The organism is Capnocytophaga genosp. AHN8471 (genome assembly GCF_016806945.1).
GTDB classification, from domain to species: Bacteria; Bacteroidota; Bacteroidia; order Flavobacteriales; family Flavobacteriaceae; genus Capnocytophaga; species Capnocytophaga periodontitidis.
Window position 1 is genome coordinate 127,476 of record NZ_JAESPJ010000019.1, and the last position, 26,214, is coordinate 153,689.

The following is a 26,214-nucleotide window of genomic DNA, read 5'->3' on the forward strand; positions in this document are numbered from 1 at the left end:
ATAGAAAAAGTAACAGTTTTTAAATAATTGAAAAATGTCTAATTATTACAAACCTTCAGGCAAATTCTCTCCAATATCATTCGTATACTTATTATTGGTATGTGTGATAGCAATGCCTATATTAGCAACTATCTATGCATACTTAATATGGTATATTCCATTTGTGTATATCAACTTTTTAATTACTGCTGGTTTAGGCTTTGCTATAGGTATTGCTGTTTGGCAGATAGTAATTAAACTGGGTAAAGTCCGCAACTATGGGCTTGCAATTTTGTTAGCTCTTATTGCTGCACTTGCTGCTTATTACTTCCAATGGGTGGTATGGACTAATTTAGTACTTATTTCAAGTGATGAAGAATCACAGCTTCTGCGCTTGTTATCCGATCCTTCTTACCTTTCCCAACTGATAGGATTTATCAACGAAAATGGTACTTGGAGTTTTAAAGGTGCGGTAGTGAGTGGAACTTTTCTTACTATTATTTGGATAATAGAGCTTTTAATTATCATTGGGGTAGCCATATTTATAGCAATACCTCATTCTAAGCATCCTTTCAACGAAACTCTTGACGAGTGGTTTGAAGAAGTAGAATTACCTGCTTTTTCTTATATAGAGAATGCAAGTAGCTTCAAACAACAAGCAGAGCAAGGTAATTGGGAGCAATTAGAACCTATGATTCAAAGAAGTAGCAAAGAGCAAAGTCATAGCGTTTTCACTTTGTTTACTTCAGGTAATGAATATTACCTTTCAGTAACTAATGAAAAAGCTAAAGTAAACAACAAGGATAAAGTAGAGTTTGACTCTGATAATTTTATAGTACATCTGCGTATTGACAAAACTGTTTACGATATGCTAAAGTCAAAAGCTTAAATTAAAATGGCAAGACCCGCAACGAAACAAGATTTAGAGTTTTTAGCTAAAGAAAATTACCAAAAGTTACTTTCTTTGATAGAAACACTACCTGAGGGGCAGCGAGAAGACTCCTTCCCAGAAGGTACAATGAATAGAAATATTCGCGATGTTATAGGACACTTGTATCATTGGCATTTATTATTCCTAAATTGGTATGAGGTAGGAATGCGAGGTGAAAAACCTAAAATACCCAAAGAGGGTTATACTTTTTCTGACACTCCTAAACTCAACCGAGAAATATGGGAGCAATGTCAAAAAGTATCACTTGCTGAGATACTCTCACTTTTTGAAGCTTCTCATAATAAAGTGTTCCAACTTATACAGAAACACTCAGATGAAGAGCTTTTTACCAAAAAGAAGTATCATTGGACGGGTACAACCTCACTCGGCTCTTACTTAGTTTCGGCAACATCAAGTCATTATGATTGGGCTTTAAAACTAATTCGCAAATCAATAAAAAGAAATAATTAACTTATTCATTAAGAAAATGAGTTTAAAAAGTAAATTAAATACATTAAAAGAAAAGTATAAAGGAACCAAGATGGAGACAACTTTCAATGCGCTCCACACTTTCCTCTATACGCCTAATGAGGTAACTCACGGAGGTACCCATATTAAGGCTGCCGACGACCTAAAACGAACAATGAATATGGTGGTTTTAGCACTCATTCCTTGTTTGATTTTTGGTATTTTCAATGCAGGTTACCAGCACGAAGTGGCTTTTGGTCACTTAACGCATCCTGCTGAAGGCTTAGCTTTCTGTAGTGGTGATTTTTGGAGCTGGACAAACTTCTGTATTGGTTTTATTAAAGTACTTCCTTTGGTAGTAGTGTCGTATGTAGTAGGTTTGGGCATTGAGTTTATCTTTGCTACCATCCGCGGTCACGAAGTAGAAGAAGGATACTTGGTAACTGGTATGTTGGTGCCACTTATCGTTCCAGTGGATATTCCTCTTTGGATGCTTGCTGTAGCAGTAGCTTTTGGAGTAATCATCGGTAAAGAGGTATTCGGGGGTACAGGTATGAATATCTTAAACCCTGCGCTTACCATTCGCGCCTTCTTATTCTTTGCTTATCCTACTTCAATGACAGGCGATAAAGTATGGGTAACAGGTGTATTAGATCGTTCTAAAGAAATTGCAGCTGGAGCAAACTTAGATGCTGTTTCAGGAGAAACTATCTTAGGTAACTTGGCACAAGGACACCCTATTCACTACACCGATTCTGACCTCCTTTTCGGGTTTATTCCAGGTTCAGTAGGTGAAACTTCTACTATCCTTATCCTCTTAGCAGGTTTATTCCTTATCTATACCAAAATCGCTTCTTGGCGTGTAATGGTGAGTATGTTTGTAGGCGCTTGGGTAATGGGTGCTATCTTCAACGTTTTAGCACCAAGTATGGTAGGCACTTCTTTCTACGCTATTTGGAGCGTACCAGCTTATCAACACTTGCTCATTGGAGGTTTGGCTTTCGGAGCTGTATTTATGGCTACCGACCCAGTTACAGCAGCACAAACGAATACTGGTAAGTATATCTATGGGTTCTTAGCTGGTTTTATTGCTATTGCTATCCGTTGCTTCAACCCTGCTTACCCTGAAGGGGTAATGCTCGCTATCCTATTAATGAACGTATTGGCTCCTACTATCGACCACTTCGTAGTACAAGCTAATGTATCTCGTCGTAAAAAACGTTTAAAAACAGTTACTAAAACCGCATAAATTATGGCAGTAAAAACAGAAAGTAATTCGTATACAGTGATTTTCGCCATTATAATGGTGGTAATCGTAGGAGCTTTGCTCGCTGGTATTTCGTCAGCATTGAGCAGCGATATCAGTAACAATAAAAAGTTAGAAAAGAAACAAAACATCCTCTACGCTATGGGGGTAAATCACAACCAAGGTGAGCTCGGAGGAGGTAAAGTAGAGTTTCTTTCTACAACTGATGCTGAAAAAGAGTTCCCTAACTATGTGAAAGAACAATACCTTATCAAAGGGAATACCGCTGAAAAAGTAGAAGGTGCTAATGACCTTATCAACTTCAACGGTCATCGTGAAGGTTTGCCTCTTTATGTAGGTGAAAAAGATGGAACTACCCTCTACATCATTCCCGTAAGCGGACGTGGTTTGTGGGATGCTATTTGGGGATATATAGCCGTAGATAAAGACCTTATCGTACGTGGCGTTTTCTTCGACCACAAGGGAGAAACTGCTGGTTTGGGAGCTAATATCAAAGAACGTTTCTTTATGGACGACTTTATTGGGGAACATTTATTGGATGCTACTGGTAACTTCCAAAGCATTCAAATTTCAAAAAGCAATGGTGACCCTGAAAATAAACGTAAAGAAGATGGGAAAATAGATGCTATTGCAGGAGCTACCCTTACTGGTAATGGAGTGCAAGCAATGATACGCGATGGCATAGAGCCTTATATATCCTATATTAAAAGTTTAAACAAATAAGAAACTATGGGACTATCAAAAAAAGATACAAAATTAGTAACCGACCCTCTATGGGATAACAACCCCGTAACGGTACAAGTATTAGGAATTTGTTCAGCTTTAGCGATTACAGCCCAATTGAGAGCCGCTATTGTAATGAGTCTTTCCTTTACCTTTGTACTTGTAATGGGTAACGTAACCATTTCTTTACTTAGAAATGTAATACCACCTAAAATCCGTATCATCGCCCAGCTAATTGTAGCAGCTGCTTTGGTAATCGTGGTGGACTTTGTACTGAAAGCTTATGTGTACGACCTTAGCAAACAGCTATCGGTATATGTAGGGCTTATCATCACCAACTGTATTTTGATGGGACGCTTTGAGGCATTTGCTTTAGGGAATCCTCCAGGAAAATCGTTCTTAGATGCTATTGGTAATGCAGGAGGTTATTCTATTGCTTTGCTTATCGTCGCCTTCTTCCGTGAACTGTTAGGTTCAGGCACTTTGCTTGGTTTCCAAGTATTAGGAGACCCTATTAAGAAAACAGGTGTATATGCTTGGGGCTATGAAAACAACGGTTTTATGTTGTTAGCACCTATGGCATTAGTAACTTACGGTATAGTAGTATGGGTGCAACGTTCACGCAACAAGACCTTGATAGAAGACAGTCATTAATCATTTAAAAAGAAAAGAAAATGTTAGAATATTTAACACTGATTTTTAAATCAATATTCGTTGAGAATATGATTTTCGCTACCTTCTTAGGTATGTGTTCGTACTTGGCTGTATCTAAAAAAGTATCTACTGCCATAGGCTTAGGAGCTGCCGTTATCTTCGTACAAACCCTTACTGTACCTATGAACTGGTTGCTCAATGAGTACATACTCAAAGAGGGGGCTTTGCGTTGGTTAGGCGAAGAGTACGCTAATTACGATTTGAGCTTCCTTACTTATATCTTGTTCATTGCTACGGTTGCTACGATGGTACAGTTGGTAGAGATTATAGTAGAGAAATTCTCACCATCTTTATATAACTCATTGGGTATCTTCTTACCTTTGATAGCGGTAAACTGTGCTATCTTAGGGGGGTCTCTCTTTATGCAATCACGTGCTGAAGTAATTCACTCATTCGGTCTTTCAGTAGCCTATGGAGTGAGTTCAGGATTGGGCTGGGCTATCGCTATCTTAGCATTGGCTGCTATTCGTGAGAAAATACGTTATTCACACGTGCCTGCACCTTTGCGCGGCTTAGGTATCACCTTCATCACAACAGGGCTTATGGCTATCGGCTTTATGAGCTTTGGTGGTATGCTTACAGGTGGTAGCAGCAAAAAAGAAGAAGCTAAAGATGCTCCTAAACAAGAGACTACTATCCAACAAGAAGTTAAAACTGATAAATTAGCTCATAACACAAAAGATTTAAGCAATGATATTAGCAAGTGAAATATTAACAACTATTGCAGTAACGGTGATAGGATTATTAGTTGTAATCCTCTTGTTAGTTGCTATTTTGCTTTACGTAAAACAGAAACTAACACCATCAGGACCTGTAAAAATTACTATCAATAATGATAAAGTAGTTGAAGTGCCTCTTGGAGGTTCACTGCTCTCTACTTTAGGTAATGAAAAGATTTTCTTGCCATCAGCTTGTGGTGGTAAAGGGTCTTGTTTACAATGTGAATGCCACGTATACGAAGGTGGAGGAGAAGCACTCCCTACCGAAACTCCTCACTTCACTAAAAAAGAATTGAAAGAAGGAGTGCGTTTGGCTTGCCAAGTGAAAGTAAAACAAGATATGAAAATTGGGGTGCCAGAACAAGTGTTTGGTATCAAAAAATGGCAAGCTACTGTAGTACGTAACTACAACGTTGCCTCTTTCATCAAAGAGTTTGTGGTAGAAATTCCAGAAGATATGGATTATAAACCAGGGGGATACATCCAAATTGAAATCCCACCTTGTGAAGTAAAATACTCCGATATCGATATTACCGCACACCCTGTAGAACACCCAGGTGAACCCGATAAATTCAAAATGGAGTGGGATAAATTCAAACTATGGCCATTAGTGATGAAAAACCCTGAACCTGCTGAACGTGCCTATTCTATGGCTTCTTACCCTGCTGAAGGTCGTGAGATTATGCTTAATGTACGTATAGCTACACCTCCATTCGACAGAGCTAAAGGTGGCTGGATGGATGTAAACCCAGGGGTTGCTTCATCGTACATCTTCTCTCGCAAACCAGGTGATAAGGTAACCATTTCAGGACCTTATGGTGAATTCTTCATCAACGAGTCTAATGCCGAGATGTTGTACGTAGGTGGAGGGGCTGGTATGGCACCTATGCGTTCGCATTTGTATCACCTCTTTAAAACCTTAAAAACTAATAGAAAAGTTACCTATTGGTACGGAGGTCGTTCAAAACGTGAGTTGTTCTATGTAGAACACTTCCGAGAATTAGAACGCGAATTCCCTAACTTTAAGTTCTTCATCGTACTTTCTGAACCACTGCCAGAAGACAATTGGAAAGTGAAAAAAGATATAAATGATACCGAAGGTGATGGCTTCTTAGGATTTGTTCACAACGCTGTAATTGAACAGTATTTGAGCAAACACGAAGCTCCAGAAGATATAGAATTGTACTTCTGCGGTCCTCCAATGATGAACAAAGCTGTTCAGAAAATGGGACAAGACTTTGGTATGCCCGATGAAAACATCCGTTTTGACGACTTTGGTGGTTAATAACTACCTACATTATACAAAAATCCGACTTAGTAATAGGTCGGATTTTTTATGATATAGATAAGGCTTCTTTTCGTTCTTTTATAATTGTGGAGTGATTGATAATCTCTAAACTCATAACTTTATCTACTGAATTAATACCAATACTTAAAAGTCCTTTTCCTTCATTGATATAATAATACCATATTTTTCGGTCAGTAAAAAGGTTTTCATCAATAAAGAAAGGGGTACCTAAGGTAGATGCAACAAGATGACTATTATCTCCAAAACGGATAGGAATACACAGTGTTTGTAAAATATGATTAGCTATTTCTGTAAGTCCTTCGTATAGTAAAATATCCTCAAAACTGATAGCAGAGAGAATATCACTGTTTCTTTCCTTAAAGCAGATAATATAATACCCCAAACAATCGGCTATACCTTCTACACCAGCATAATCAAAAGGGATAGTTTCAACAGAAGAGATAAAATTAGTAAGACTGAAATCTTCAATATTTATATTCATAAAATGAATTGTTGTTTCCTATAAGAGGGCTTTTGAGTGCAAAAATAGGAATAATTGCTAAAATTAGAGGGATTTCCAAAAAATATTGTACCTTTGTCATTATTTTTTAAATCATAGTGTTATGAAAAAGATATTTGCAATCCTTGTATGCGCCTTAGTGTCGTGCTCCAATCCAGAAGAAGCAATAAAGGCTTATCAGCAACAAAAAGACACCATAGGTTTACAATCAGCTGAGAAACAAAATGAACTCTTAGGGCAATCTCCTATGGCTTTTAAACAAAGTATGCAGGCAATAGCCCAACAATACGCTGAAATACAGAAAAACTTACCAGCAGATTTCGCAGCTAAAGAAGAGAAAGCTAACCGCTATCAACAGTTGGCTATAGTATCGGAATATTTGTTGAATCACCGCAAATATACCGAAGAAGAAGCTCCTGCTATCAAGGAGTTGGAAGCCTTGTGTGCTACTGTAGATTTAGATAATGCCGCTGATTTTAACGATTATCCTGATTATCAAATTTTAGTACGCAATCTCTTTCAGTGGCGCATTTACTCTCATAAAGTACAATATGAGTTTGATGACCCTTGGGGCAAAGTATTAGCCGATTTCAAAGCGCTTAAATCGGAAAATATCAAGCAGGAATTAGCCCCTTTACTCATAGAGGGCGTATCGCCTACTTCGGCAACTGACACTAATGAAGAAATTATTGATTTATTGCCAGAGTTACTGAAAAATAGAAAAGGAATGTCTGGAATAGAGTTTCAACACGAGCTTGACCATCACATTGACTTGCTAAACAAACTCAAAGCAGGACAGCCTTTCCCTGCTCTTCCTGTTCTCACCGATTTGAACGATAAAGAGGTGAAATACGAGCATTTACCACTGAAAGGTAAATTGCTGTTCATAGATATTTGGGCTACTTATTGTCCTGATTGCCGTAAGGAGTTGCCTGCTTTAGAAGCCTTACAAGAAGATTACAAAACGCTACCTATTACCTTTGTAAGTATTTCGGTAGACCGCGATAAAGAAGCGTGGAAAGCAATGGTAAAGGAAAAGAAACTTCGTGGTATTCATCTATATGCCTCTCCTGAAACAAAGGAATTATTCAAAGAATTGTACGATTTGAGAAGCATCCCGCGTTATATGTTGATAAATGAAAAAGGAAATATCATCAATGCGAATCTACCAATGCCTTCTGATAAAAACTTAAAAGAATTGATAACAGAGAAGTTAATAGTTCTTACCAATCCTAAAGCACAATAATTTTAGTGCAATAACTAAAAACTATTAAGAAGAAAAAGATAAGGTTATCTGTTGTAAATCAATAGATAACCTTTTTTAATGTTTCTAAATTAGCTTAGATGTTTAAAAAAAAACTTATAAGTGTTATATTAAATACAATTATCTTTCATATCTTTGTACCCGCAAATAATAAAAAAACACTAATATATTTTATTTATGACAGCTAAGAAATTATGGATTTGGCTTGGGGCAACAGTAGCTGCCTCATTCCTCGTACTGATTTTTTTCGGTGTAGAAATATACCGTACTACGCCTCCTTTCCCCGAAAAAATTGTAACTACTGATGGGGAATTGCTCTATAATGGGCAAGACATTAAAGACGGTCAGAATGTTTGGCAGTCAATGGGAGGACAAACGGTAGGTAGTATCTGGGGACACGGTGCTTATATCGCACCCGACTGGAATGCTGATTACCTACACCGCGAATCTGAAATGCTCTTGGATATTTTTGCAGCTAAAGATGGTAAGGTCTACAAAGACCTTTCTGAAGAAGAGCAGGCTAAATACCAAGTGCAGTTGCGCAAAGAACTTCGCTCAAACACTTTTGACCAAAGTACAGGAGTGATTACTTTCTCTCCTGAACGTGCGCAAGTAGCTAAAGAGTTGGCAGCTTATTACACCAAACTCTTTATGAACGACCCATCGTTAGACAAAACGCGTAGCCATTATGCGATTCCTAAGAATGCAATCAAAGACCCTGCACGTATGCAACAAATGAATGCGTTCTTTACTTGGACTTCTTGGGTATGTAGCACTAATCGCCCTAATAGTGATGTAACCTACACCAATAACTGGCCTTACGACCCCGTGATAGGTAATCATCCGTCTACCTCACTACAAATGTGGTCAGGATTTAGTGTGCTAATGTTGCTATTTGGGGTAGGACTTTTGGTGTACTACCATGCAAGTAACAAAGAAGAAGAAGAAAACGAACACCTCCCCGCTGAAGATCCTATGCGTGGTATGAAACCTACACCTTCAATGAAAGCAACCCTTAAATACATCTGGATTGTATCATTGCTTATTTTAGTACAAATGGTGGCTGGGGTAATCACAGCGCACTATGGCGTAGAAGGTGAAGGATTCTTTGGTATTCCTCTTGATTTGGTATTGCCGCAAGCTATTTCACGTAGTTGGCACGTACAGTTGGCTATTTTCTGGATTGCAACCTCTTGGTTAGCCACAGGGCTTTACATTGCTCCTGCTGTATCAGGTCACGAGCCTAAATACCAAAAATTAGGTGTGAACATTCTCTTTATTGCCTTATTGATTGTTGTATTAGGGTCATTAGCAGGACAATGGTTCGGTGTAATGCAAAAATTAGGCTTGGTTGAAAACTTCTGGTTTGGTCATCAAGGTTATGAATATATAGAATTAGGTCGTTTCTGGCAAATCTTATTGCTTGTAGGCTTATTCTTATGGTTGTTCTTAATGGTGAGAGCTTTATTGCCTGCTTTGCGTAAAAAAGACGAAAACCGCCATTTGTTATTACTCTTTGTATTGGCTTCTATAGCTATTGCCGCTTTCTATGGTGCAGGCTTAATGTATGGTCGCCAAACTCATATGGCTATCGCCGAATATTGGCGTTGGTGGGTAGTTCACCTTTGGGTAGAAGGCTTCTTTGAAGTGTTTGCTACCGTTGTAGCTGCTTTCTTATTCTCACGTATGGGCTTGTTGCGCTTGAAAGTAGCGAGTGCTTCAGTATTGTTCTCTACTATCGTATTTTTAGCAGGAGGTATATTAGGTACTTTCCACCACTTGTATTTTAGTGCGACCCCTACAGGTGTATTAGCTTTAGGTGCTACATTCAGTGCTTTGGAAATTGTACCTTTAGTACTTATAGGTTTTGAAGCTTATCACAACTATAAAATTTCTAAATCTACTGAGTGGATTAAAGCCTATAAATGGCCTATCTATTGCTTTATCGCAATGTGTTTCTGGAACTTCTTAGGAGCAGGTATCTTTGGTTTTGCTATCAACCCACCTATCGCTTTGTACTACATACAAGGCTTGAACACTACAGCCGTACACGGTCATGCTGCCCTCTTTGGGGTATATGGTATCCTTGGTATAGGTCTCATCTTGTTTGTACTTCGCGGTCTATACCCCGATCGCCACTGGAATAACAAAATTCTTGGTTGGGCATTCTGGTTGATAAACATCGGATTACTTGTGATGTTAGTAGTGAGCTTGCTTCCTATAGGTATTATGCAAGCAGTAGAAGCTATTCAAAACGGCTATTGGTCAGCGCGTTCTGAGGAATTTATGCACACCGATTTGATGCAAACCATACGTTGGTTGCGTATACCTGGTGATACTCTCTTAGCTATAGGTGAATTGCTATTGGTATACTTCATCATCGGACTCAAAACCGGTTGGTCACTCAAAGAAAAAAGATAATGTCTTACAAAAATCCCTAAATGAAAAGAGGCTATCTACAGTGTTGTAGGTAGCCTTTTTATATATTAGTTAAATAGAATTAGCTTAGTTCTTTGCGAAACTTTGGATTCGTATTATCACTGTTGTTATGACAAACGATAAGAAAGCAGGTAAAAACCACTCTATTTTATAACTACTTAAGGGCAACAATGTTCTGAATTTAATAATCCATTCTATATTCTGCAAATCGCCGATGATAAAAAGTCCTGATAATACAGCGGTGAGTGTCACTCCTACTATATAAGGAGTATTGCTTTTTACTTGTTTACCAAAGAAAAGTACAAACAGCGTAAGCGCGATGGTGATAGGGTATGAAAAATCTAACAGATAACCGGCGTAATGTATGATTTCTTCAACACTTTGAATAGAAAGGACAAAGGATACTATACTACAAATCCATACCCCCCATTTATAAGGAATACGCCCTTTGCTGATATTCTCGAAAATCTCACCCATAGCCGATACAATAGCAATCGCTGAGGTTAGACAAGCAAAAGCTACTGCTACTGAGATAACAATTCCTCCATTGCTACCCAATACATTGTAAGCTATGTGTTTTAGGATATCTATATAACTAACGCCCTCTTCTGAAGGGGAAAGATTAGAGGTTGCACCTAAATATAATAGTCCTCCGTAGATAAACACCAAACAGCCTGCAGATATTATCCCTGAGAGTATAGTAACTTGTTTTTTATCAGCCTCTCTTTGGTACCCTTCACGAACTATAGATGAAATAATTAAGCCTGAGAAAATAACCCCCGCCAGCACATCTAAAGTTAAATACCCTTTCGAAAAACCAAAAGCAAAGGCCTCTCTAAAGGTATAACCATTATCAGCCAACTCTTTAGGGGCATTGAGAGTACCCACAACTATCAAAATTGTAAGCGAAAGAATCAAAAAAGGTGTGAGGATTTTACCTATGATATCCACTATTTTAGCTTTTGAAATAGAAAGCAATAAGGTAATACCAAAGTAGAACACACCAAAGGTAATCTTGTCTATTTGAGGGAAGAAAGGTTGTACAGCTACTTCATAAGTAGTAGAACCCGTTCGTGGTACACAAATGAGAGGCCCTAGCGTAACGATGATAATGAAAACAAGCGCATTGACGAATAATGGGGGAAAACGCTTGCCTAAATCGGTGAAGGTGAGCCCTATGGAGGCTACCATTACCACCGCCAAAAACGATAGCAGTATGTCCGATACAAAGAAACCTGCAAAAGCCACACCACTTAAAGCTCCTATTTTTAATCCTATATAGGGAGGGATAACTAAATTGCCCGCCCCAAAAAACATCGCAAATAGAGCAAAACCAGCTGTTACAACAGTGATAAATTTCTTTTTATCCATAATCATTAGGTTTAATAGCTTATATCGCCACAAAGATACAACTTTCTTTTATTAAAAGAAAATTTTTCTTTATTTTTCTTTGTTTTCTTTTTTTTAGCAGTTAATACTACCTATTTGGATATTCGTATCTCTTGAAGGAGAAAGAGCTTCCTAAAACCTAATATGGGGGTATTTCATAGTAAATGCCTCCATTTTTTGTTGTAATTGTGCTAAAAACTGCTGATGACTTTCAGTTTCAGGATTAAACGGACGATGAGATAAGCCTTTTTGGATACTGTCTACTTGTTTCATATCTGCTTGAGTGGCAGTTTCTATATAGGTAGTAACCAAACGTTCCCAAATATAATTGATAGCCATTTCCGATGGATGCACCATATCATTGGCGTAGAAACGATAGTCGCGCAATTCGTCTGATAACAATTCGTAAGCAGGAAAATAAAGGCTCTTGTTGTTGGTGATAAGAGGGTATAGAGCTGAGAAGAGTTGTGATTTACTCACCTGATTTTCAAGGAAGCCGTCTTTGATATGGCGTACAGGAGAAATAGTAAAAATCACATTTATTGAGGGGTTGAGCTGTGTGAGTAGTGTAATAATATGATTGAGACTCTCGGTGATTTCTTCTATTGAGAGCAAGCGTTTAGAGAAGTGTTGAGCAGGTAGTTTGTGACAATTTGCTACGATAGTATCGGTGCTGTTGTAGATATATACCCAAGCTGTCCCCAAGGTGATAAAACAAAAGCTCGCCTCTTGCAAGGCTTGTTGCAATTGTATTTGCTGGCTGTTAGCCAAGTGTATTGCCTCTTTGAGTGAGGGGCGGCTCATATCCGAATGAAAGTAGAAACTATGCCACAATTCATCGTGAAGGAAGAAATCTTCAGCGGTATAAGGAGTGTGTGCAATGGTATGTTGCAGAATATACTCAATAGCCTGTGGATGAAAGAGCACTCCAAACGGATTTACAGTAATAGGAAATTTGTAATAAGCGAACTTTTGTGCCATATTCACAGCAAAGCACGAACCTAAACTCACTATAGAGGTATAGTAAGTAATGCTTTTTGTTGCTTTAGAGATAGGTACAATTGTTCTAAAATCCATAGTTATAGTATTAGGAATTATTTTTTTCTAAATTCAACAAAAACTCCTTTCGGCTAAGACCACCTGCATAACCTATGAGCGTACCATTACTGCCAATCACACGGTGGCAAGGTACGATAATAGAGAGGCGATTTTTACTATTGGCATTGGCTACTGCACGAACGCCTTTGGGATTTCCTACAGCAATTGCTTGTTCTTTATAAGTGCGTGTCTCACCATACGGAATGGTTTGCAATACCTTCCACACTTCTTCCTGAAAGGGTGTGCCTACTAAGGTAATGGGTAACGTAAACTCTTTGCGCTCTTTAGCAAAATATTCTTTGAGTTGCTTTTCGAGTTCTAAAAGCAAGGCGTTTTCTTGCTCCATATCTTTAGCTTCCAAGCGCAAAAGTACTTCAGCTTGATCTCGATGCCAAGTTGTTTGGTCAAGAAAATCTAATACACAAATAGCTTCATCAGTTGCCATTGCTATCATCACTCCTATTGGGGTGATGATTTTCTTCTTGTATAATTTCAGTATCTTTTTCTTCATTGGTAGCTTCGTTATTAGCATCGTATTCAGTTTCTTCTAAATCTTTAGATTTTTTTCCTAAGCCTATTTTAGGATGTTCTTGAGTTCCTGTTATTTTTATAGGAATACCTATGATTCCCAAAGGAGGTAAACCTAAACGCATTTTAAAGTTGAGTTTCCCATCAAAACTGGTTTGTCCTTCAATGCGTGGGCGGAATCCTGATACCTTAAACTTAAATCGCTCTACGGTGATGAGGTTGTTTTTAATCTCACTTTTGATGTCGATAGTAGAAAGTTTAGAATCTCTTAGCGCATCGGTACCTGTTTTATCACTAATCACATTGAAAAGTTTAAAGCCTTTCATTTGTACATCTTTCACTGAAAGCACACCACCTCCTTTAAGTGAAGGGTAGATGGGCGACATCTCATCGTTGAGTTTTCCAGCTACTTTATAATCTAAAGAAATAATACCGTGTGCATCTTTAGCCATTGAAGCCATTTCTCTAAAGAGTTTTACCTCTTTATAAGCGCGTTGCACATCAAAGTTTTCAGCTTTGATATCAAAATCGAAATGAGCGCGTTTAGGGGTTTCATCGCCGTATTTAGCATTGATTTGAGCGGTAACTCCTATAACGTTGAAGTTTACATTTTTCAGGGCTAAAGTACCTCTTTTTAGTTGCGTACTTCCTTTGAGGTTGAGAATGTCAAGCCCTTGAAAAACTACCTTTTTCAGGTTAGCATTTAGGTTAAAATCAAAAGGTTTAGGTACAATCACTACACCTTTTTCAGAAGCGACAGCAGGTGTTGGGCTTGTAGTAGTTTCATCTTTTGTTTCTTCTGGTGAGGGAGCAGGGGAAGCATACATAAACTCATCAACATCAATATAGTTAGAGGATACAGAAAAATTACCTCTGAGTATCTGATTTTTAGAGAATAAAAAGTTGATGACATTGCTCATTCGTCCGTTCATCAAAAAATCGGATTTACCATAAGTAGCTCGGAAATTAGTAAAGCGCATATCATCTTGCTGAAATCTAAAAAGTCCTTGCTGAATAATAAATGGTTTTGGTAAATATTCTGATGTTGTTTTGATATTGCGAAGTTCAATGCTACCCTTGTTTTGCAATAAATGATAACGCCCATTGGTGGCATCACTCTGTGTACCTTTTAGCGATACATCGGCATTGGCATAACCTTCTAATTCCAAGCCTTTTTGTGAGAATACTTTGTAAATTTTAGCAATGTTGAGTTCGCCTTTTGCTTGAATATCATAGTGAATGTCGTCAAAATTTTCCATTGCTAAATTCACTGTAAAAGGTTTATTTTCAAAAAGAAAATTGAGAGGATTGAGTTGCAATGCCAGCGTTTTCATACTGCCATCAGTATTCTCTACCTTTCCTTTAAAATGTATATTGGTGATAGGATTGGGGTAATAAGGTGTTTTTACATAACCTTCGGAAAATTCCAAATCACCTTTGGTAATAGGGAATAGCTTTTGTTTTGGAGCATACGTTCCTTTAGATTTTATATTGGCTAAGAGCATCCCTTTTACCTCTAAATCCTTCATATCCAATAAGTGCATTACATTTGCTACATTGATGTTTGCACACACTTTTGCATCAATCACTGGAGGATTTATACCGTTTAAATTCAAGATACCTGAAAAATATTCTTTACCAATTGTAAAATAGATAGAATCGAGTTTAACCCCTACTTTATTCACATCTAAAGAGGGCAGACTCGTCTCTATGTTTAGGAAGAGATGTTCGGCTGGTGCTGGCACACCTTCATAGCCTACATAGCCGTCTCTCACTTTCATTTTAAAGAAAATATCGGGACTCAGGTTTTGTGAAGCAATATATTTTCCTTTCATTGAAAAGAAAATGTCAGTTTTTCCCTTAAGGGTTGCTTTTTTATGCCATTGGGTAAACTGAGGGGGCAAAGCTGTAAAGAAATCGTTGAGATTGCTATCTTTAGAATTGATTTCAAAATTGAGGTTATAACCATTGCTCAAGAAGTCTAACTTTCCTTTGAAGTCTACGGGTAATTGGTTTATTTTTAAATCGTTTTGTTGAAAAATAAACGATAATGAATGCGTGTTGATTTGAGTGATAAGCTCTGCATTTACGTGTTTGTCCTTTAGGTAAGTTTCACCACCAAAGATAAAATCTAATGATTGTATTTGGGCTTTGGTGCGCAAATCAAAAATAGATTCTTCTAAACCTCCTTTTCCTAAGTAGTTAAAGCCGTTGGCTTGAATGTAAATACCGGTAGATTTATCGTCATAAATCAATCGAGTATCTTTTAATTCAATGCGTTGTAAATCTACGCGAGCGTCATCATCTCCTTCGTCAGTAGTTTCTTCTGATGATTTGTACACATTATAACTCGCTCCTCCTTGTTTGTCTACTTGGATATGAACAAAAGCATTTTTAAGATAAATCTCCTCTATATCAATTTTTTTAGAGAAGAGCAATTCCTTCACATCTATCCCTAAAGAGAGTCGTTTTACCGATACTAAAGTGTCGTTCTCAAAGGGAGCTGACCCTTTGAGGAGTACATCGTCTAAGTTAAGAGTAAGTGAGGGAAAATGTGTAAAGAAAGTGAGATTTGCCTTAGAGAAGTTCAGTTCACCGTTGAGGTTGTCGTTGGCTAATTTCTTTATTTTTTCAGTAACATACTCGGGGTAGAGCATTGGGAAAACAATTACAAAGGCTAATAGTAATCCCACTACTATTCCTAAGTATTTCAGTGTTTTAAGTAGATATTTCTTCATTTAGTCGATAAAGCTTCGTATTGCTAATTCATAACTTTTTATTCCCAACCCTACAATCACACCTTTGGCTACTGCTGATAAATAAGAATGATGACGGAAAGTTTCTCGGGCAAAAGTATTGGAGATATGTACCTCTATTACAGGAGTTTTAACAGCTTTGATAGCATCAGCTAAAGCGATAGAAGTGTGGGTATAAGCGCCAGCATTGAGCACTATTCCTTCAAAAGTAAAGCCTATTTCGTGAATTTTATCAATAAGAGCTCCCTCGTGATTGCTTTGGAAGTAGAGCAATTCACATTGAGGGAACTTAGTTTGTAACTCGGCTAATATTGCTTCAAAAGTTTGAGAGCCGTAAATTTCAGGTTCACGAGTTCCTAACAAGTTGAGGTTAGGCCCATTGATAATCATTATTTTTTTCATAAACACATCCTACTCTTCTATTTTGATGCGCCCTATACCTTTTACACTTTTCTTAAACACAGGCGGATTACCTTTTACAGTGATGCCACCTGCTCCTGCTATAGAAGCGTCTACTTCTTCAGTTACGTGAGCTGAAATGTTTCCAGCGCCCGCTATACGCAAAGTAGCTTTTTTAGCGATGAGATTTTTAAGGTCTATATCGCCCGCTCCTTTTACTACGGCATTGAGTCGTTCGGCTGTACCTGTTATATCTACATCGCCTGCTCCAGCTACCTGTACATCAAGAGCGGTAGCCTCTACAGTAGCATCGAGGTCGCCACTGCCTTCTATTTTGAGCTGTAACTCACCTACTTTTAGTTTTCCTTGTGTAGAAACATCAACAGCACCTTTTGTTACTATCTTTTTCAAAGAAGTATTAATGGGTACATATACTGTTAATGAAGTTTTTAGTTTGTATTTATTGTCTATACTCACGTAGAGTACCTTATTTGATACACTTGTTTTCAAATACGGAAGTACCTCTTTTTGTCCTTTAACTTTTAAAGCACCTCCTTCGCCTTCTGTGAGCACAAGATGATAAGCTCCCGATACTTCGACTGACTCATAAGCAGCTACTTTTCGGTCTTCAGTTTTGATTTCTTTTTCGCCATTAGTATTTTTTTGGCAATACACTACTCCTACTAATAGAGCAGTCATCATAAAAGTCATAATTTTTTTCATAATACATTTAATATTTGTTCTACTTTGTTTAATATCATTTCTACTGAAATGGTTTCTATGGCTTTTTCATAGCCTTTTGGGTATTTTTTTCCATAAACTGAAGTAGGAATGAGCGGATATAGTGTTCTATCGGCTAAAAGGGCATTCTCTTTAGGTTGATCATACGGATAAAAGCCTGCGTAAGGGTGTGTAACTCCCCAAAGAGTAATAGTTGGAATTCCATACATTGCTGATAGGTGCGCATTACCACTGTCCATTCCTATCATTATATCCAAATGAGAAATGAGTTCTAATTCTTGTTTGAACGAGAGCCTGCCTACCATATTTTCGGTATTAGGCAACTGAATTTGAGCTACTTTTTGCTCTTCTTCTTTGCCACCTCCAAAGATGTAAATCATACTATTAGGGTAGCGCTGAGAGAGTTTTTCAATCACCTCACACATTTTGTCAAAAGGGTACTGTTTGCTTATAAAGGAGGCAAAAGGTGCGACCCCTATGTGCAACTCACTTCCATTTAGCAAATTTTCTACAGGTTCACTCAGTGGGGTAGGAGGGAGCAAATAGTCGTCGCTCAAATCAATAGGGAAACCTAAGGCATCGAATACATCAGCGTATCGCTGGTACGAAGGTTTTAACGGTTCAAAAACTTTAAATTTATAGCGTGTAAGAGCGTACTTTTCTCTTCTGCCTTTGTTAATCTGTTTAAAAGGTATTTTAGAGCCTTTAAAAAAAAGTTTAAGGATATTAGTGCGTAATACATTATGAATATCAGCCACTCCCTGAATTCCTTTTGCTTTTAGCTCTTTATAGAGCCTATACAAACCCATTAAGCCACTGTGTTTACCGTTGAGTTCAGGGCTAAAAACCTCTACATTAGGTAGATGAGAAAACATTGGAGCAAATAACGGACGTGTGAGGTAGGTAATTTTTACGTCAGGATATTGCTCAGAAAAGGCCGTTACAACAGGTACACTGATGGCTACATCACCCATTGCCGACATTCTAAATACAGCGATATGTTCCATTTTGTTTTGGTATGAATGTTTTTATTATTATCTTTGGCAGCTGAAAAGCTACCATCTCTAACTAAAATCAGTGCAAATGTAGTAAATAATTTTTAATATCAACTAAATATGAGGCATTTATTTTTACTTTTTTTTCTCACGCAGTTTATTTTCGCTCAAAATAGCACGGTTTTTACCTTCGATAAAAGTCTTCGTATAGACTTTAACTTACTCTCTGATGCCCAAAAAACAGAAGTAATTTTTGGTCAACTAAGGAAAGAACCATATTGGGGAGGTTCACATTCACACCTCATTGCTCCTAATTTGGGGAATTTTCGTCTGCAAGTGTTTGATGGTACTCAATTAGTATTTTCAAAGGGGTTTAATTCTTTAGCTAATGAATGGGCTACTCTTGAAGAAGCAAAAGCTGAAAAACGCCTTTTTGCTCACGCAATGCAATTGCCTTTTCCTACTAAAAAACTCCTTTTGCATCTCGATAAACGCGATAAACAAGGAGTATTTCACACTATTGCTACTAAAGAATTATCTCCAGATGATTATTTTATTATTGAAGAAACACAACCCAGCTACCCTATAAAGCAATTGCTCAACAATGGCAATGCAGCTAAAAAAGTGGATATTGTGATTTTAGCAGAAGGTTATACAGTTACTGAAACTGAAAAATTCTACGCCGATGCACAACGTATGACGGACTATATGTTCACAATTCCCCCTTTTGATAAACTCAAAAAAGATTTTAATGTCTATGCCATTGCAGTGCCCTCTAAAGAAAGTGGTACCGATGTACCAGGGAAACATATTTATAAAAATACAGCATTTAACGCGTCTTTCTATACGTTTAATCAAGAGCGTTATCTTACTACTAATAGTATGCAAGCCATTGCTGATGCTGCCTCAGCTGTGCCTTATGACCAAATTTATGTATTGGTAAATACATCTACTTATGGAGGTGGAGCTTTTTATAATCACCTCAATTTAGCCTCAGCTGATAATGAACTCTCCGAAAAAGTGTACATACACGAGTTTGGACACGGTTTTGTGGGCTTAGCTGATGAATATTACTACGATTGGGATCCTACTTTTCAAGAAACTTATGACCCTAAGATAGAGCCTTGGGAAGAAAACATCACTACCTTAGTGAATTTTGAGAGCAAGTGGAAAGATATGGTAAAAAAAGGAACTCCTATTCCTACTCCTCGTATCTCGAAATACAAAAATACCCTCGGTGCTTTTGAAGGCGGAGGGTATACTAGTAAAGGGGTTTATAGTCCTATGCAAGATTGCCGAATGAAATCTAACGATCCGAAGGGTTTTTGCCTTGTATGTGAACGTGCGATTCGCAAAATAGTTGATTTTTACACTAAATAGGATGTTAGTAGCTTGATAAGAATGCTTCAACTATAGAAGCCGAAATACGTCCTGCTTCCTCTACAAACTCGTTATAGGAAATAGCGTTGCCCTCGCCTGCCTTATCAGATATAGAGCGTAACATCACAAAAGGGATATTTAGCATATAGCAAGTTTGTGCAATAGCAGCAGCTTCCATCTCTACAGCTTTAGCTTTAGGGAAGTTAAGTGAAATTTCATCAAAACGTTTAGGGTCTGAGATAAATGAATCACCACTTACTACTTGTCCGTAATGTAAAATGTACTGATGGGCAGAGGCTACAGTTCTTAGTTTTTCATTCCACTGGGCATCAGCTTTGAAAGCAGGAGGCATTTGCGCTTGTTGTCCTATTTCGTAACCGAAAGCTGTTACATCTACATCGTGGTGACGCACTTCGGTAGCTAAGATTAAATCGTGTACAGAAGTGTTGTCCAATCCTCCAGCGGTTCCCGTATTGATGATAAGTGAAGGGTGGTAATGCTCTATAAGCAAGGTAGTACCTACTGCGGCACTTACTTTTCCTATCCCTGATAGTAAAATCACTACCTCTTTACCGCAGAGTTTTCCCTCATAAAATACAAAGCGCCCTATTTTTGTTTCTTTACAATTTTCAATGGAAGCTTTTAAGGTGTTGATTTCAAGCTCCATTGCGCCAATAATTCCAATCATATCAATTAATAATTAGCAATTTAGAAGGGGACTGTTTGAGTTGTCAAGCAGTCCCCTTCATTTCTATTTTACTTTCAATTAATTTTGTGCTACAGCTACAATAAGAGGTTCTATGTTCTGAGTTTTGTAAGTTTTAACCTCATTGTTTTGATCACTATATACTAATAAAGCTTTAAGTTCAGGGTGTTTAGCTAAGAACTCTTTGCTTTTTTCAAGTCCTATGATCATAAACATAGTAGAGTAAGCATCTGATTCTACAGCTGTTTTAGCAATTACAGTGGCACTGAGCATTTCTCCTGTCATTGGGTGACCAGTGAAAGGATTGATAATGTGCACAAAGCGTTTGCCATTTCCATCAATCCATACTCTACGATAGTTCTCATCAGTAGAAATTGATTCATTATTAAGGTTTAGAATTACTTCTTGGTAATTATTATTTAGTTCGTAAGGATCTTCAGCTTCTACTTTCCAAGGAGTATTGTTCACAATATCCCTACCAAGCACAATGCCTTCACTATCTACTTTTACATAGAAATTCTCAATGCCTTTAGATTTCAAGAAATCCGAAATTACATCAACGGTATAACCTCTTAGTACAGAAGTTAAGTCTAACTGGATAGCTGGACTTTGTTTTTTTACATAATCGTCATTGCTAATGTGAACTTTTTCAAAACCTACATATTTTTTCAAACTGTCGATTTGTTGTTCAGTAGGTAATTTAGAAATAGGTTGGATGGGTTCTTTACCAAACCCCCAAGCCTTCACAAGAACTCCTATAGTTGGATCATAAAATCCTCCACTTTCTTTCCATACTTTCTGTGCAGTGGCAAAAGCATTCTTAAAGTGATCGTTTATTTTAGTAGTTTCAATCCCTTGATTGATTTTTGATACAATAGATTCAGGATTGTAAGAAGAAATAGAGAGATCTACTACTTTTACAAGAGAATCGATACTGTGCTTCAAGTCAGTACTATCGGTAGAGATGTATTTCACGCGATAAGCTACACTACCACCTTTCCCTTCTACTTCATAAAGTTTTGGGGTTTTCTTTGTGTTATCACAAGAAAATAAGAGCAAAGCCCCCAAGCATAATGTTAAAATTTTTCTGTTCATATTTGCATATATTTAAAAATTGATATTTTAGTCTATTAAATTTTATTGTTTCTTTTCTAATTTTTCAAAAGGTTGGGTTTTAAAAGTAAGTTCTTGATTCTTTTCGTTACTATATACTAAAAGTACAGCTAAATCAGGGTGTTTTGCTAAGAAAGCTTTGCTTTTTTCCATTCCCATTACCATAAACATTGTGGCATAACCATCGGCGTACATAGTGGAAGGAGCTACTACAGTAGCACTGAGTACATCACTTTGGGAAGCACGCCCTGTAATGGGGTTGATGGAGTGTACATATTTGCGTCCGTTGCTATCCATCCATACTTTGCGATAATTACCAGAAGTTGCAAGCCCTTGATTTTTAAATTGTATAGTAGTGATTAGCTCTCTTTCATCTAAGGGTTTGATAGGGTTTTCAACACCTATTGTCCATTCTTTATTTTCTAAAGTATTTTTTCCTTTTAAGAACATCTCACCTGCTATTTCTACAATATAGTTTTCAATACCTTTTGAATTAAGAAAGGCAGCTACGACATCGGAGGTATAGCCTTGGGCGATGGCATTGAAATCGAACAATATTTCAGGGTACTCCTTTTTGATATGATTATTATCAGTAAGTTGTACTTTATTAAAGCCTACATACTTTTTAAGTTCTGTTATCTTTTCATAGGTAGGGAGATCTTTATCGGCTATTTTTTGTTTGCCAAATCCCCAAGCATTTACTAATACTCCTACAGTAGGGTCGAACAAACCTTCACTTTCTTGCCATATTTGTTTAGAAGCTTCAAAAACTTTTCTAAAGTGCTCGTCTACTACCACAGTGGTATCTCCGTTGTTGACTTTAGAAATATCAGAATCTGGCTTGTAGGTAGACATAGATTGGTCTATCACCTGTAAAATAGAATCGATAGCGGGCTGTAAGTTTTCATTACTACTACTTATATATTTAATATGATAAGTAGAACCTTGTGCTTCACCTTCTATAAAGTGTAATTTTTCAGTTTGGCAACCTACAAAAAGTAGGGGGATACTCAATAATAAATATTTCATTTTTTTATAAATGCAGGGCAAAGATACAGCTATTTTTTAAATCTGCAAGTATTTTTGCAATTATTTTTTTTATATTTTTCTTAACATTTTTAACAACTCTTTAGCAACAAGGGAGTTAAGTGTTGTTATTTTTCTCTCTATCACCTCTTTTTACACAGAGGAATGATTTCATTTGCTACAATGCGGTAGCGTTCAATTTCTTCAGTGGATAATTTAGAAGCATAGTGTATTTCTTCTACCTCAAAACCTATGCCACGGAGTTTGTTAAAATAATCCATTCCGTATATTCTCACGTGGTCGTACTGACCAAAGATACGTGTACGCTCTTCGGGGTCGGTGATACTGTTGTCTTCAAAAGTAACTGCTCGGTTATAGTCTTGTGGTACTTGAAAAATGCCCCAACCGCCTTTTTTCATTACACGATATAGTTCTCGCATTGCTTGGGTATCATCGGGGATGTGTTCTAACACGTGATTGCAAAATATCACGTCAAAGTTTTCATCTTCGAAAGGGAGGGCACATAAGTCGGCTTTTACATCAGCTAAAGGCGAATAGAGGTCGGTTGTGAGGTAATCGAGGTTAGCTTGCTTTTTAAATCGTTTATAGAAGGCTTGCTCGGGAGCTACGTGTAGTACTTTTAAGGGTTTGGAAAAGAAGTCTGTTTCGCGAGTGAGATAGAGCCATAACAACCTATGGCGTTCTAATGATAGGGTAGAGGGGGAGAGCACATTGGGGCGTGCTTTGCCATAGCCATAGGGTAAGAATTTTCTAAAAGTATATCCGTCAATGGGGTCTTGATATTTTTTACCTCGTAGATAGAAAGATAAAAAGGGGCGCACCCAATAGCTCAATTTGATGAGCCAAGGTCGGGGTACTTTGTTTAATATAGTGGTAATAATTGCCATTAGAAGCTATTTTTTAGTGAAAAAGGGTGAGCCCTATTCCTTTCATTTCATCAGAATAAACAGGGTAGATAGCCATTTGTACAGATGATTTTTCTTTGCGTGTAAGTAGTTTTGAAGTATAAGGGAAGAGCCAATAGGCTGCTTTTGCGCTGAGAATGCCTATCCCAGCTCCACCTAAAACATCGCCTATCCAGTGGCGGTTGTTGTATAAGCGGAGGGTTGCCGCTGTAGTAGCAAAGGCATAGCCACTGATACCTACCCACACATTTTCATCTTTATATTCTTGCCATAGGATTTCCATTCCTGTGAAAGCAGTTGCTGTATGCCCTGAAGGGAAGGAGTTGAAAGCACTACTATCAGGGCGTTGTATTTTGGCAGTGTATTTCACTCCGTTTACCAAAGCCCCCATTATAGCATAGGCGGTAGCTCCTATAATCAATCGTTCTTTGACGGTGTGTTTAGCTTTTACGCCTAAGTTGCTAAAAGCAAAAACACTTACAATGGGAGCGTATTGTATATAGTCGTCAATACGTAACTTATGGCCGCCAGAATAATTATAAACGTGGCGCTGTACATAGCGATTTATGTAGGTAGCATTAGAAATTACTCCTAAGGTAATGAGAGAAGCAGGTAAAATTACTTGTTTGAGTTGTGGTTTCTCTGCATCACTGCGCAAAGTGTCGGCTACGATTCCTTGCTCATCCATTACTGATAAACTATCTGTCTGAGCTTTTATAGAGTGAATGAGCAGACAAACAAAAGCTATTGTCAGAAATAATATTTTCATTTTAGGTGTATCAGTAGTTAGTTTATAGAGAAATAGATTAGCAATGCAGTTCCGATTATGATGCGGTAGATTCCCCATACTTTGAAGCCGAATTTTGTGAGGATATGGATAAAGAATTTTACAGCTATCATAGCCACTACAAAAGCTATTACATTACCTATAATAAACAGCCAAAAACTCTCATCGGTTTTCATTATCAACTCGTAACCTTTTTCTTCGGCATCCCCCCATTTCTTCAAGAAAATAGAATATACAGTTACGGCAAGCATTGTAGGGACGGCTAAAAAGAAGGAGAACTCGGCAGCAGCTTTACGTGTGAGTCCTTGGGTCATCCCACCTATGATAGAGGCTGCCGAACGCGAGGTGCCTGGCATCATTGCTAAACATTGCCAAAAGCCAATGGTTATAGCTTTCTTTACACTGATTTGCTTCTCATCGTGAATGGTAGGTTTTTTAAACCAGTTGTCTACAAACAATAAGATTATTCCTCCTATGATAAGTGTAATAGCAATGGCTTTTTGGTTACCTAAAACGGCTTCTATTTTGTCGTCGAAGAGTTTGCCAAGTATAAGAGCAGGCACTACGGCACAAGCTAATTTGAAATAGAATTGCCATTGAGTAAAGTTGAAGAACTTACGCCAATATAGCACTACAATTGAGAGAATAGCACCAAATTGTATAGATACCTGAAACATTTTCAAATATTCGTCATCGGGGATACCCATAAGGGATGCTGTAAAGCCCATATGTGCTGTAGATGAGATAGGAAGATACTCGGTGAGACCTTCGATAATGGCAATTATAATTGCTTGTAGTGTGTTCATTATTAGTTATTTTTTACTATTTTATAGAGTTTATCAGATAGTCGCACTCTGAAATTAGTTTTTATAGTGCAAGAATCGCCTTTTTTAGCACGTTCGGCAGGGACATCATTGACCATCATACTGGTAAGCTCAAGCTCTTGCACACCAGTAGAGGGGCCTGTGATGAGGATTTTGTCGCCTATTTTTATATCAAAGGCTTCAATAGCAAATTCAGCGATACCCGTTTTAGGGAAGTAATGCTTGCCTTGCCCGATATACACTTTTTTTTGGGTAGCGTTAGAACCAGGGTTTTCGCTCCATTCACCCAATTTTTGTCCTAAGTAATAACCTCCCCAGAAGCCACGATTATATACAGTTTTTAGAGTCTCTATCCATCCTTCAAACTTATCTTTAGAATAAGTACCTGCGTAATAGGCATCAATAGCTTCACGATAGGTGCGAATTACAGTAGCTACATATTCTGGGGCGCGTCCACGACCCTCAATTTTCAATACTTTTGCGCCAGTATCAATTACTTGGTCGAGGAAGTCGATAGTGCAGAGGTCTTTAGGTGACATCATATATTCGTTGTCAAGTTCTATTTCAAAACCGCTTTCTTGGTCGATTACGGTGTATTTCTTACGGCAATTTTGTTTGCAAGCACCTCTATTAGCTGAAGAATTGTGAGAGTGTAAACTCAAATAACACTTGCCTGATACTGCCATACAAAGTGCCCCGTGCCCAAATATTTCTATTTCTACTAGATTGCCTGAAGGACCTTTGATTTGCTCTTTTTCTATTTGTTCACATATTTTTTTTATTTGTCGCAAACTGAGTTCACGACTCATCACCATCGTATCGGCAAACATAGCGTAGAAGCGCACAGTTTCGATATTGGTGATGTTGATTTGAGTAGAGATATGCACTTCCATTCCTATTTGGCGGGCGTAGGCGATGACAGCCTGATCCATAGCGATAACGGCAGTAAGCCCTGCTTTTTTTGCTGCATCAAGTAGTGTTTTGATAATAGAAAGATCGTGGTCGTAGATGATAGTGTTGAGGGTGAGGTAGGTGCGGATGCCTTTAGGAGCACAACGGCGAGCAATTTCGTCAAGGTCGGCAATGGTGAAGTTAATGCTTGCTCTTGCACGCATATTGAGTTGGTCTACCCCGAAGTATACTGAGTCGGCACCGTTATCTATTGCTGCTTGTAGTGACTCGAAGTTTCCAGCGGGAGCCATTAGTTCAATTTTTCCTGTATTTGTCATTATTT

General features: G+C 37.9%; 25 protein-coding genes. 10 read left to right on the top strand and 15 right to left on the bottom strand.

What is annotated here, in order from left to right; genetic code table 11:
• The first annotated feature begins 34 nt into the window (after window positions 1–34).
• Genes JMN12_RS08780 through nqrF form a run of 7 tightly spaced genes read left to right on the top strand, consistent with a single transcriptional unit; the run spans window position 35 to window position 6,086 of the window.
• On the top strand, window positions 35–868 hold the full coding sequence (locus JMN12_RS08780) for a hypothetical protein (protein WP_203138691.1): 834 nt from the start codon (window positions 35–37) through the stop codon (window positions 866–868).
• Window positions 869–874: 6 nt separating this feature from the next.
• Window positions 875–1,381 carry a ClbS/DfsB family four-helix bundle protein gene (locus JMN12_RS08785; RefSeq protein WP_203138692.1) on the top strand — a complete coding sequence of 169 codons (507 nt, stop codon included), beginning with the start codon at window positions 875–877 and terminating at the stop codon, window positions 1,379–1,381.
• A gap of 16 nt (window positions 1,382–1,397) precedes the next feature.
• The gene (locus JMN12_RS08790; protein WP_203138693.1) at window positions 1,398–2,627 is read left to right on the top strand and encodes an NADH:ubiquinone reductase (Na(+)-transporting) subunit B; all 1,230 of its coding nucleotides are present in this window, start codon (window positions 1,398–1,400) and stop codon (window positions 2,625–2,627) included.
• Between the two features lie 3 nt (window positions 2,628–2,630).
• Window positions 2,631–3,368, top strand: coding sequence for a Na(+)-translocating NADH-quinone reductase subunit C (locus tag JMN12_RS08795; RefSeq protein ID WP_009413846.1), 738 nt, complete (start codon window positions 2,631–2,633; stop codon window positions 3,366–3,368).
• Between the two features lie 6 nt (window positions 3,369–3,374).
• The gene (locus tag JMN12_RS08800) at window positions 3,375–4,022 is read left to right on the top strand and encodes an NADH:ubiquinone reductase (Na(+)-transporting) subunit D (RefSeq protein WP_048745855.1); all 648 of its coding nucleotides are present in this window, start codon (window positions 3,375–3,377) and stop codon (window positions 4,020–4,022) included.
• Between the two features lie 20 nt (window positions 4,023–4,042).
• Window positions 4,043–4,789 (top strand): NADH:ubiquinone reductase (Na(+)-transporting) subunit E, encoded by a 747-nt coding sequence (gene nqrE / locus JMN12_RS08805; RefSeq protein ID WP_198472442.1) that lies wholly within the window; start codon window positions 4,043–4,045, stop codon window positions 4,787–4,789.
• Window positions 4,773–6,086 carry an NADH:ubiquinone reductase (Na(+)-transporting) subunit F gene (gene nqrF, locus JMN12_RS08810; protein WP_198466514.1) on the top strand — a complete coding sequence of 438 codons (1,314 nt, stop codon included), beginning with the start codon at window positions 4,773–4,775 and terminating at the stop codon, window positions 6,084–6,086. Before nqrE ends, nqrF begins: the two co-directional genes overlap by 17 nt.
• A 49-nt stretch (window positions 6,087–6,135) precedes the next feature.
• Here the strand turns inward: nqrF and JMN12_RS08815 are convergent, their stop codons facing one another.
• Window positions 6,136–6,591, bottom strand: a complete 456-nt coding sequence (locus tag JMN12_RS08815; protein ID WP_203138694.1) for a hypothetical protein — start codon at window positions 6,589–6,591, stop codon at window positions 6,136–6,138.
• Between the two features lie 121 nt (window positions 6,592–6,712).
• Here JMN12_RS08815 and JMN12_RS08820 point away from each other — a divergent pair, with 121 nt between their 5' ends.
• The gene (locus tag JMN12_RS08820; protein WP_088594547.1) at window positions 6,713–7,855 is read left to right on the top strand and encodes a TlpA family protein disulfide reductase; all 1,143 of its coding nucleotides are present in this window, start codon (window positions 6,713–6,715) and stop codon (window positions 7,853–7,855) included.
• Window positions 7,856–8,050: 195 nt separating this feature from the next.
• Window positions 8,051–10,294 (top strand): nitric-oxide reductase large subunit, encoded by a 2,244-nt coding sequence (locus JMN12_RS08825; RefSeq protein WP_088594546.1) that lies wholly within the window; start codon window positions 8,051–8,053, stop codon window positions 10,292–10,294.
• An 84-nt stretch (window positions 10,295–10,378) separates the two neighbouring features.
• On the opposite strand, the gene brnQ is transcribed toward JMN12_RS08825, so the two are convergent.
• The 7 genes from brnQ to JMN12_RS08860 form a co-directional block, all read right to left on the bottom strand.
• Window positions 10,379–11,683 (bottom strand): branched-chain amino acid transport system II carrier protein, encoded by a 1,305-nt coding sequence (gene brnQ, locus JMN12_RS08830; RefSeq protein WP_088594545.1) that lies wholly within the window; start codon window positions 11,681–11,683, stop codon window positions 10,379–10,381.
• Between the two features lie 150 nt (window positions 11,684–11,833).
• Entirely contained in the window at window positions 11,834–12,778 is a 945-nt protein-coding gene (locus tag JMN12_RS08835) for a GSCFA domain-containing protein (protein ID WP_203138696.1), read from the bottom strand.
• Between the two features lie 10 nt (window positions 12,779–12,788).
• Window positions 12,789–13,310, bottom strand: coding sequence for a methylated-DNA--[protein]-cysteine S-methyltransferase (locus JMN12_RS08840; RefSeq protein WP_203083329.1), 522 nt, complete (start codon window positions 13,308–13,310; stop codon window positions 12,789–12,791).
• Window positions 13,234–16,065 carry an AsmA family protein gene (locus JMN12_RS08845; RefSeq protein ID WP_203083330.1) on the bottom strand — a complete coding sequence of 944 codons (2,832 nt, stop codon included), beginning with the start codon at window positions 16,063–16,065 and terminating at the stop codon, window positions 13,234–13,236. The genes JMN12_RS08840 and JMN12_RS08845 overlap by 77 nt, the downstream gene beginning before the upstream one ends.
• Window positions 16,066–16,485, bottom strand: coding sequence for a type II 3-dehydroquinate dehydratase (gene aroQ, locus JMN12_RS08850; protein ID WP_009413994.1), 420 nt, complete (start codon window positions 16,483–16,485; stop codon window positions 16,066–16,068).
• Window positions 16,486–16,494: 9 nt separating this feature from the next.
• Entirely contained in the window at window positions 16,495–17,205 is a 711-nt protein-coding gene (locus JMN12_RS08855) for a head GIN domain-containing protein (protein WP_203083331.1), read from the bottom strand.
• Window positions 17,202–18,230, bottom strand: coding sequence for a glycosyltransferase family 9 protein (locus JMN12_RS08860; protein WP_009413996.1), 1,029 nt, complete (start codon window positions 18,228–18,230; stop codon window positions 17,202–17,204). The genes JMN12_RS08855 and JMN12_RS08860 overlap by 4 nt, the downstream gene beginning before the upstream one ends.
• A 108-nt stretch (window positions 18,231–18,338) precedes the next feature.
• Between JMN12_RS08860 and JMN12_RS08865 the strand changes: the two genes are divergently transcribed.
• Window positions 18,339–19,598: a M64 family metallopeptidase gene (locus tag JMN12_RS08865; protein ID WP_203083332.1), complete on the top strand. Its 1,260-nt coding sequence runs from the start codon at window positions 18,339–18,341 to the stop codon at window positions 19,596–19,598.
• Window positions 19,599–19,602: 4 nt separating this feature from the next.
• Here JMN12_RS08865 and JMN12_RS08870 read toward each other — a convergent pair whose 3' ends face one another.
• From JMN12_RS08870 to JMN12_RS08900, 7 genes are all read right to left on the bottom strand, one after another.
• Window positions 19,603–20,286 carry a 5'-methylthioadenosine/adenosylhomocysteine nucleosidase gene (locus JMN12_RS08870; protein ID WP_203083333.1) on the bottom strand — a complete coding sequence of 228 codons (684 nt, stop codon included), beginning with the start codon at window positions 20,284–20,286 and terminating at the stop codon, window positions 19,603–19,605.
• Between the two features lie 78 nt (window positions 20,287–20,364).
• Entirely contained in the window at window positions 20,365–21,399 is a 1,035-nt protein-coding gene (locus JMN12_RS08875; protein ID WP_203083334.1) for an FAD:protein FMN transferase, read from the bottom strand.
• A 42-nt stretch (window positions 21,400–21,441) separates the two neighbouring features.
• A complete protein-coding gene (locus JMN12_RS08880) occupies window positions 21,442–22,446 on the bottom strand; it encodes an FAD:protein FMN transferase (protein ID WP_203083335.1) in 1,005 nt (334 codons plus the stop codon).
• 140 nt (window positions 22,447–22,586) lie between these two features.
• On the bottom strand, window positions 22,587–23,351 hold the full coding sequence (locus JMN12_RS08885) for a class I SAM-dependent methyltransferase (protein WP_009414001.1): 765 nt from the start codon (window positions 23,349–23,351) through the stop codon (window positions 22,587–22,589).
• Window positions 23,352–23,364: 13 nt separating this feature from the next.
• Window positions 23,365–24,138 carry a phosphatase PAP2 family protein gene (locus JMN12_RS08890; protein ID WP_203083336.1) on the bottom strand — a complete coding sequence of 258 codons (774 nt, stop codon included), beginning with the start codon at window positions 24,136–24,138 and terminating at the stop codon, window positions 23,365–23,367.
• Between the two features lie 17 nt (window positions 24,139–24,155).
• Complete coding sequence (locus tag JMN12_RS08895; RefSeq protein WP_203138697.1) at window positions 24,156–24,962, bottom strand: undecaprenyl-diphosphate phosphatase; 807 nt, start codon at window positions 24,960–24,962, stop codon at window positions 24,156–24,158.
• Window positions 24,963–24,964: 2 nt separating this feature from the next.
• Window positions 24,965–26,209 carry a peptidase U32 family protein gene (locus JMN12_RS08900; protein WP_009414004.1) on the bottom strand — a complete coding sequence of 415 codons (1,245 nt, stop codon included), beginning with the start codon at window positions 26,207–26,209 and terminating at the stop codon, window positions 24,965–24,967.
• Window positions 26,210–26,214 lie beyond the last annotated feature (5 nt).

What these genes read in the sequence shown, in the direction of transcription:
- JMN12_RS08780 (WP_203138691.1), top strand. Translation starts at nt 35, where the DNA reads ATGTCTAATTATTACAAACCTTCAGGCAAATTCTCTCCAATATCATTC.
- JMN12_RS08785 (WP_203138692.1), top strand. Translation starts at nt 875, where the DNA reads ATGGCAAGACCCGCAACGAAACAAGATTTAGAGTTTTTAGCTAAAGAA.
- JMN12_RS08790 (WP_203138693.1), top strand. Translation starts at nt 1,398, where the DNA reads ATGAGTTTAAAAAGTAAATTAAATACATTAAAAGAAAAGTATAAAGGA.
- JMN12_RS08795 (WP_009413846.1), top strand. Translation starts at nt 2,631, where the DNA reads ATGGCAGTAAAAACAGAAAGTAATTCGTATACAGTGATTTTCGCCATT.
- JMN12_RS08800 (WP_048745855.1), top strand. Translation starts at nt 3,375, where the DNA reads ATGGGACTATCAAAAAAAGATACAAAATTAGTAACCGACCCTCTATGG.
- nqrE (WP_198472442.1), top strand. Translation starts at nt 4,043, where the DNA reads ATGTTAGAATATTTAACACTGATTTTTAAATCAATATTCGTTGAGAAT.
- nqrF (WP_198466514.1), top strand. Translation starts at nt 4,773, where the DNA reads ATGATATTAGCAAGTGAAATATTAACAACTATTGCAGTAACGGTGATA.
- JMN12_RS08815 (WP_203138694.1), bottom strand. Translation starts at nt 6,591, where the DNA reads ATGAATATAAATATTGAAGATTTCAGTCTTACTAATTTTATCTCTTCT.
- JMN12_RS08820 (WP_088594547.1), top strand. Translation starts at nt 6,713, where the DNA reads ATGAAAAAGATATTTGCAATCCTTGTATGCGCCTTAGTGTCGTGCTCC.
- JMN12_RS08825 (WP_088594546.1), top strand. Translation starts at nt 8,051, where the DNA reads ATGACAGCTAAGAAATTATGGATTTGGCTTGGGGCAACAGTAGCTGCC.
- brnQ (WP_088594545.1), bottom strand. Translation starts at nt 11,683, where the DNA reads ATGGATAAAAAGAAATTTATCACTGTTGTAACAGCTGGTTTTGCTCTA.
- JMN12_RS08835 (WP_203138696.1), bottom strand. Translation starts at nt 12,778, where the DNA reads ATGGATTTTAGAACAATTGTACCTATCTCTAAAGCAACAAAAAGCATT.
- JMN12_RS08840 (WP_203083329.1), bottom strand. Translation starts at nt 13,310, where the DNA reads ATGAAGAAAAAGATACTGAAATTATACAAGAAGAAAATCATCACCCCA.
- JMN12_RS08845 (WP_203083330.1), bottom strand. Translation starts at nt 16,065, where the DNA reads ATGAAGAAATATCTACTTAAAACACTGAAATACTTAGGAATAGTAGTG.
- aroQ (WP_009413994.1), bottom strand. Translation starts at nt 16,485, where the DNA reads ATGAAAAAAATAATGATTATCAATGGGCCTAACCTCAACTTGTTAGGA.
- JMN12_RS08855 (WP_203083331.1), bottom strand. Translation starts at nt 17,205, where the DNA reads ATGAAAAAAATTATGACTTTTATGATGACTGCTCTATTAGTAGGAGTA.
- JMN12_RS08860 (WP_009413996.1), bottom strand. Translation starts at nt 18,230, where the DNA reads ATGGAACATATCGCTGTATTTAGAATGTCGGCAATGGGTGATGTAGCC.
- JMN12_RS08865 (WP_203083332.1), top strand. Translation starts at nt 18,339, where the DNA reads ATGAGGCATTTATTTTTACTTTTTTTTCTCACGCAGTTTATTTTCGCT.
- JMN12_RS08870 (WP_203083333.1), bottom strand. Translation starts at nt 20,286, where the DNA reads ATGATTGGAATTATTGGCGCAATGGAGCTTGAAATCAACACCTTAAAA.
- JMN12_RS08875 (WP_203083334.1), bottom strand. Translation starts at nt 21,399, where the DNA reads ATGAACAGAAAAATTTTAACATTATGCTTGGGGGCTTTGCTCTTATTT.
- JMN12_RS08880 (WP_203083335.1), bottom strand. Translation starts at nt 22,446, where the DNA reads ATGAAATATTTATTATTGAGTATCCCCCTACTTTTTGTAGGTTGCCAA.
- JMN12_RS08885 (WP_009414001.1), bottom strand. Translation starts at nt 23,351, where the DNA reads ATGGCAATTATTACCACTATATTAAACAAAGTACCCCGACCTTGGCTC.
- JMN12_RS08890 (WP_203083336.1), bottom strand. Translation starts at nt 24,138, where the DNA reads ATGAAAATATTATTTCTGACAATAGCTTTTGTTTGTCTGCTCATTCAC.
- JMN12_RS08895 (WP_203138697.1), bottom strand. Translation starts at nt 24,962, where the DNA reads ATGAACACACTACAAGCAATTATAATTGCCATTATCGAAGGTCTCACC.
- JMN12_RS08900 (WP_009414004.1), bottom strand. Translation starts at nt 26,209, where the DNA reads ATGACAAATACAGGAAAAATTGAACTAATGGCTCCCGCTGGAAACTTC.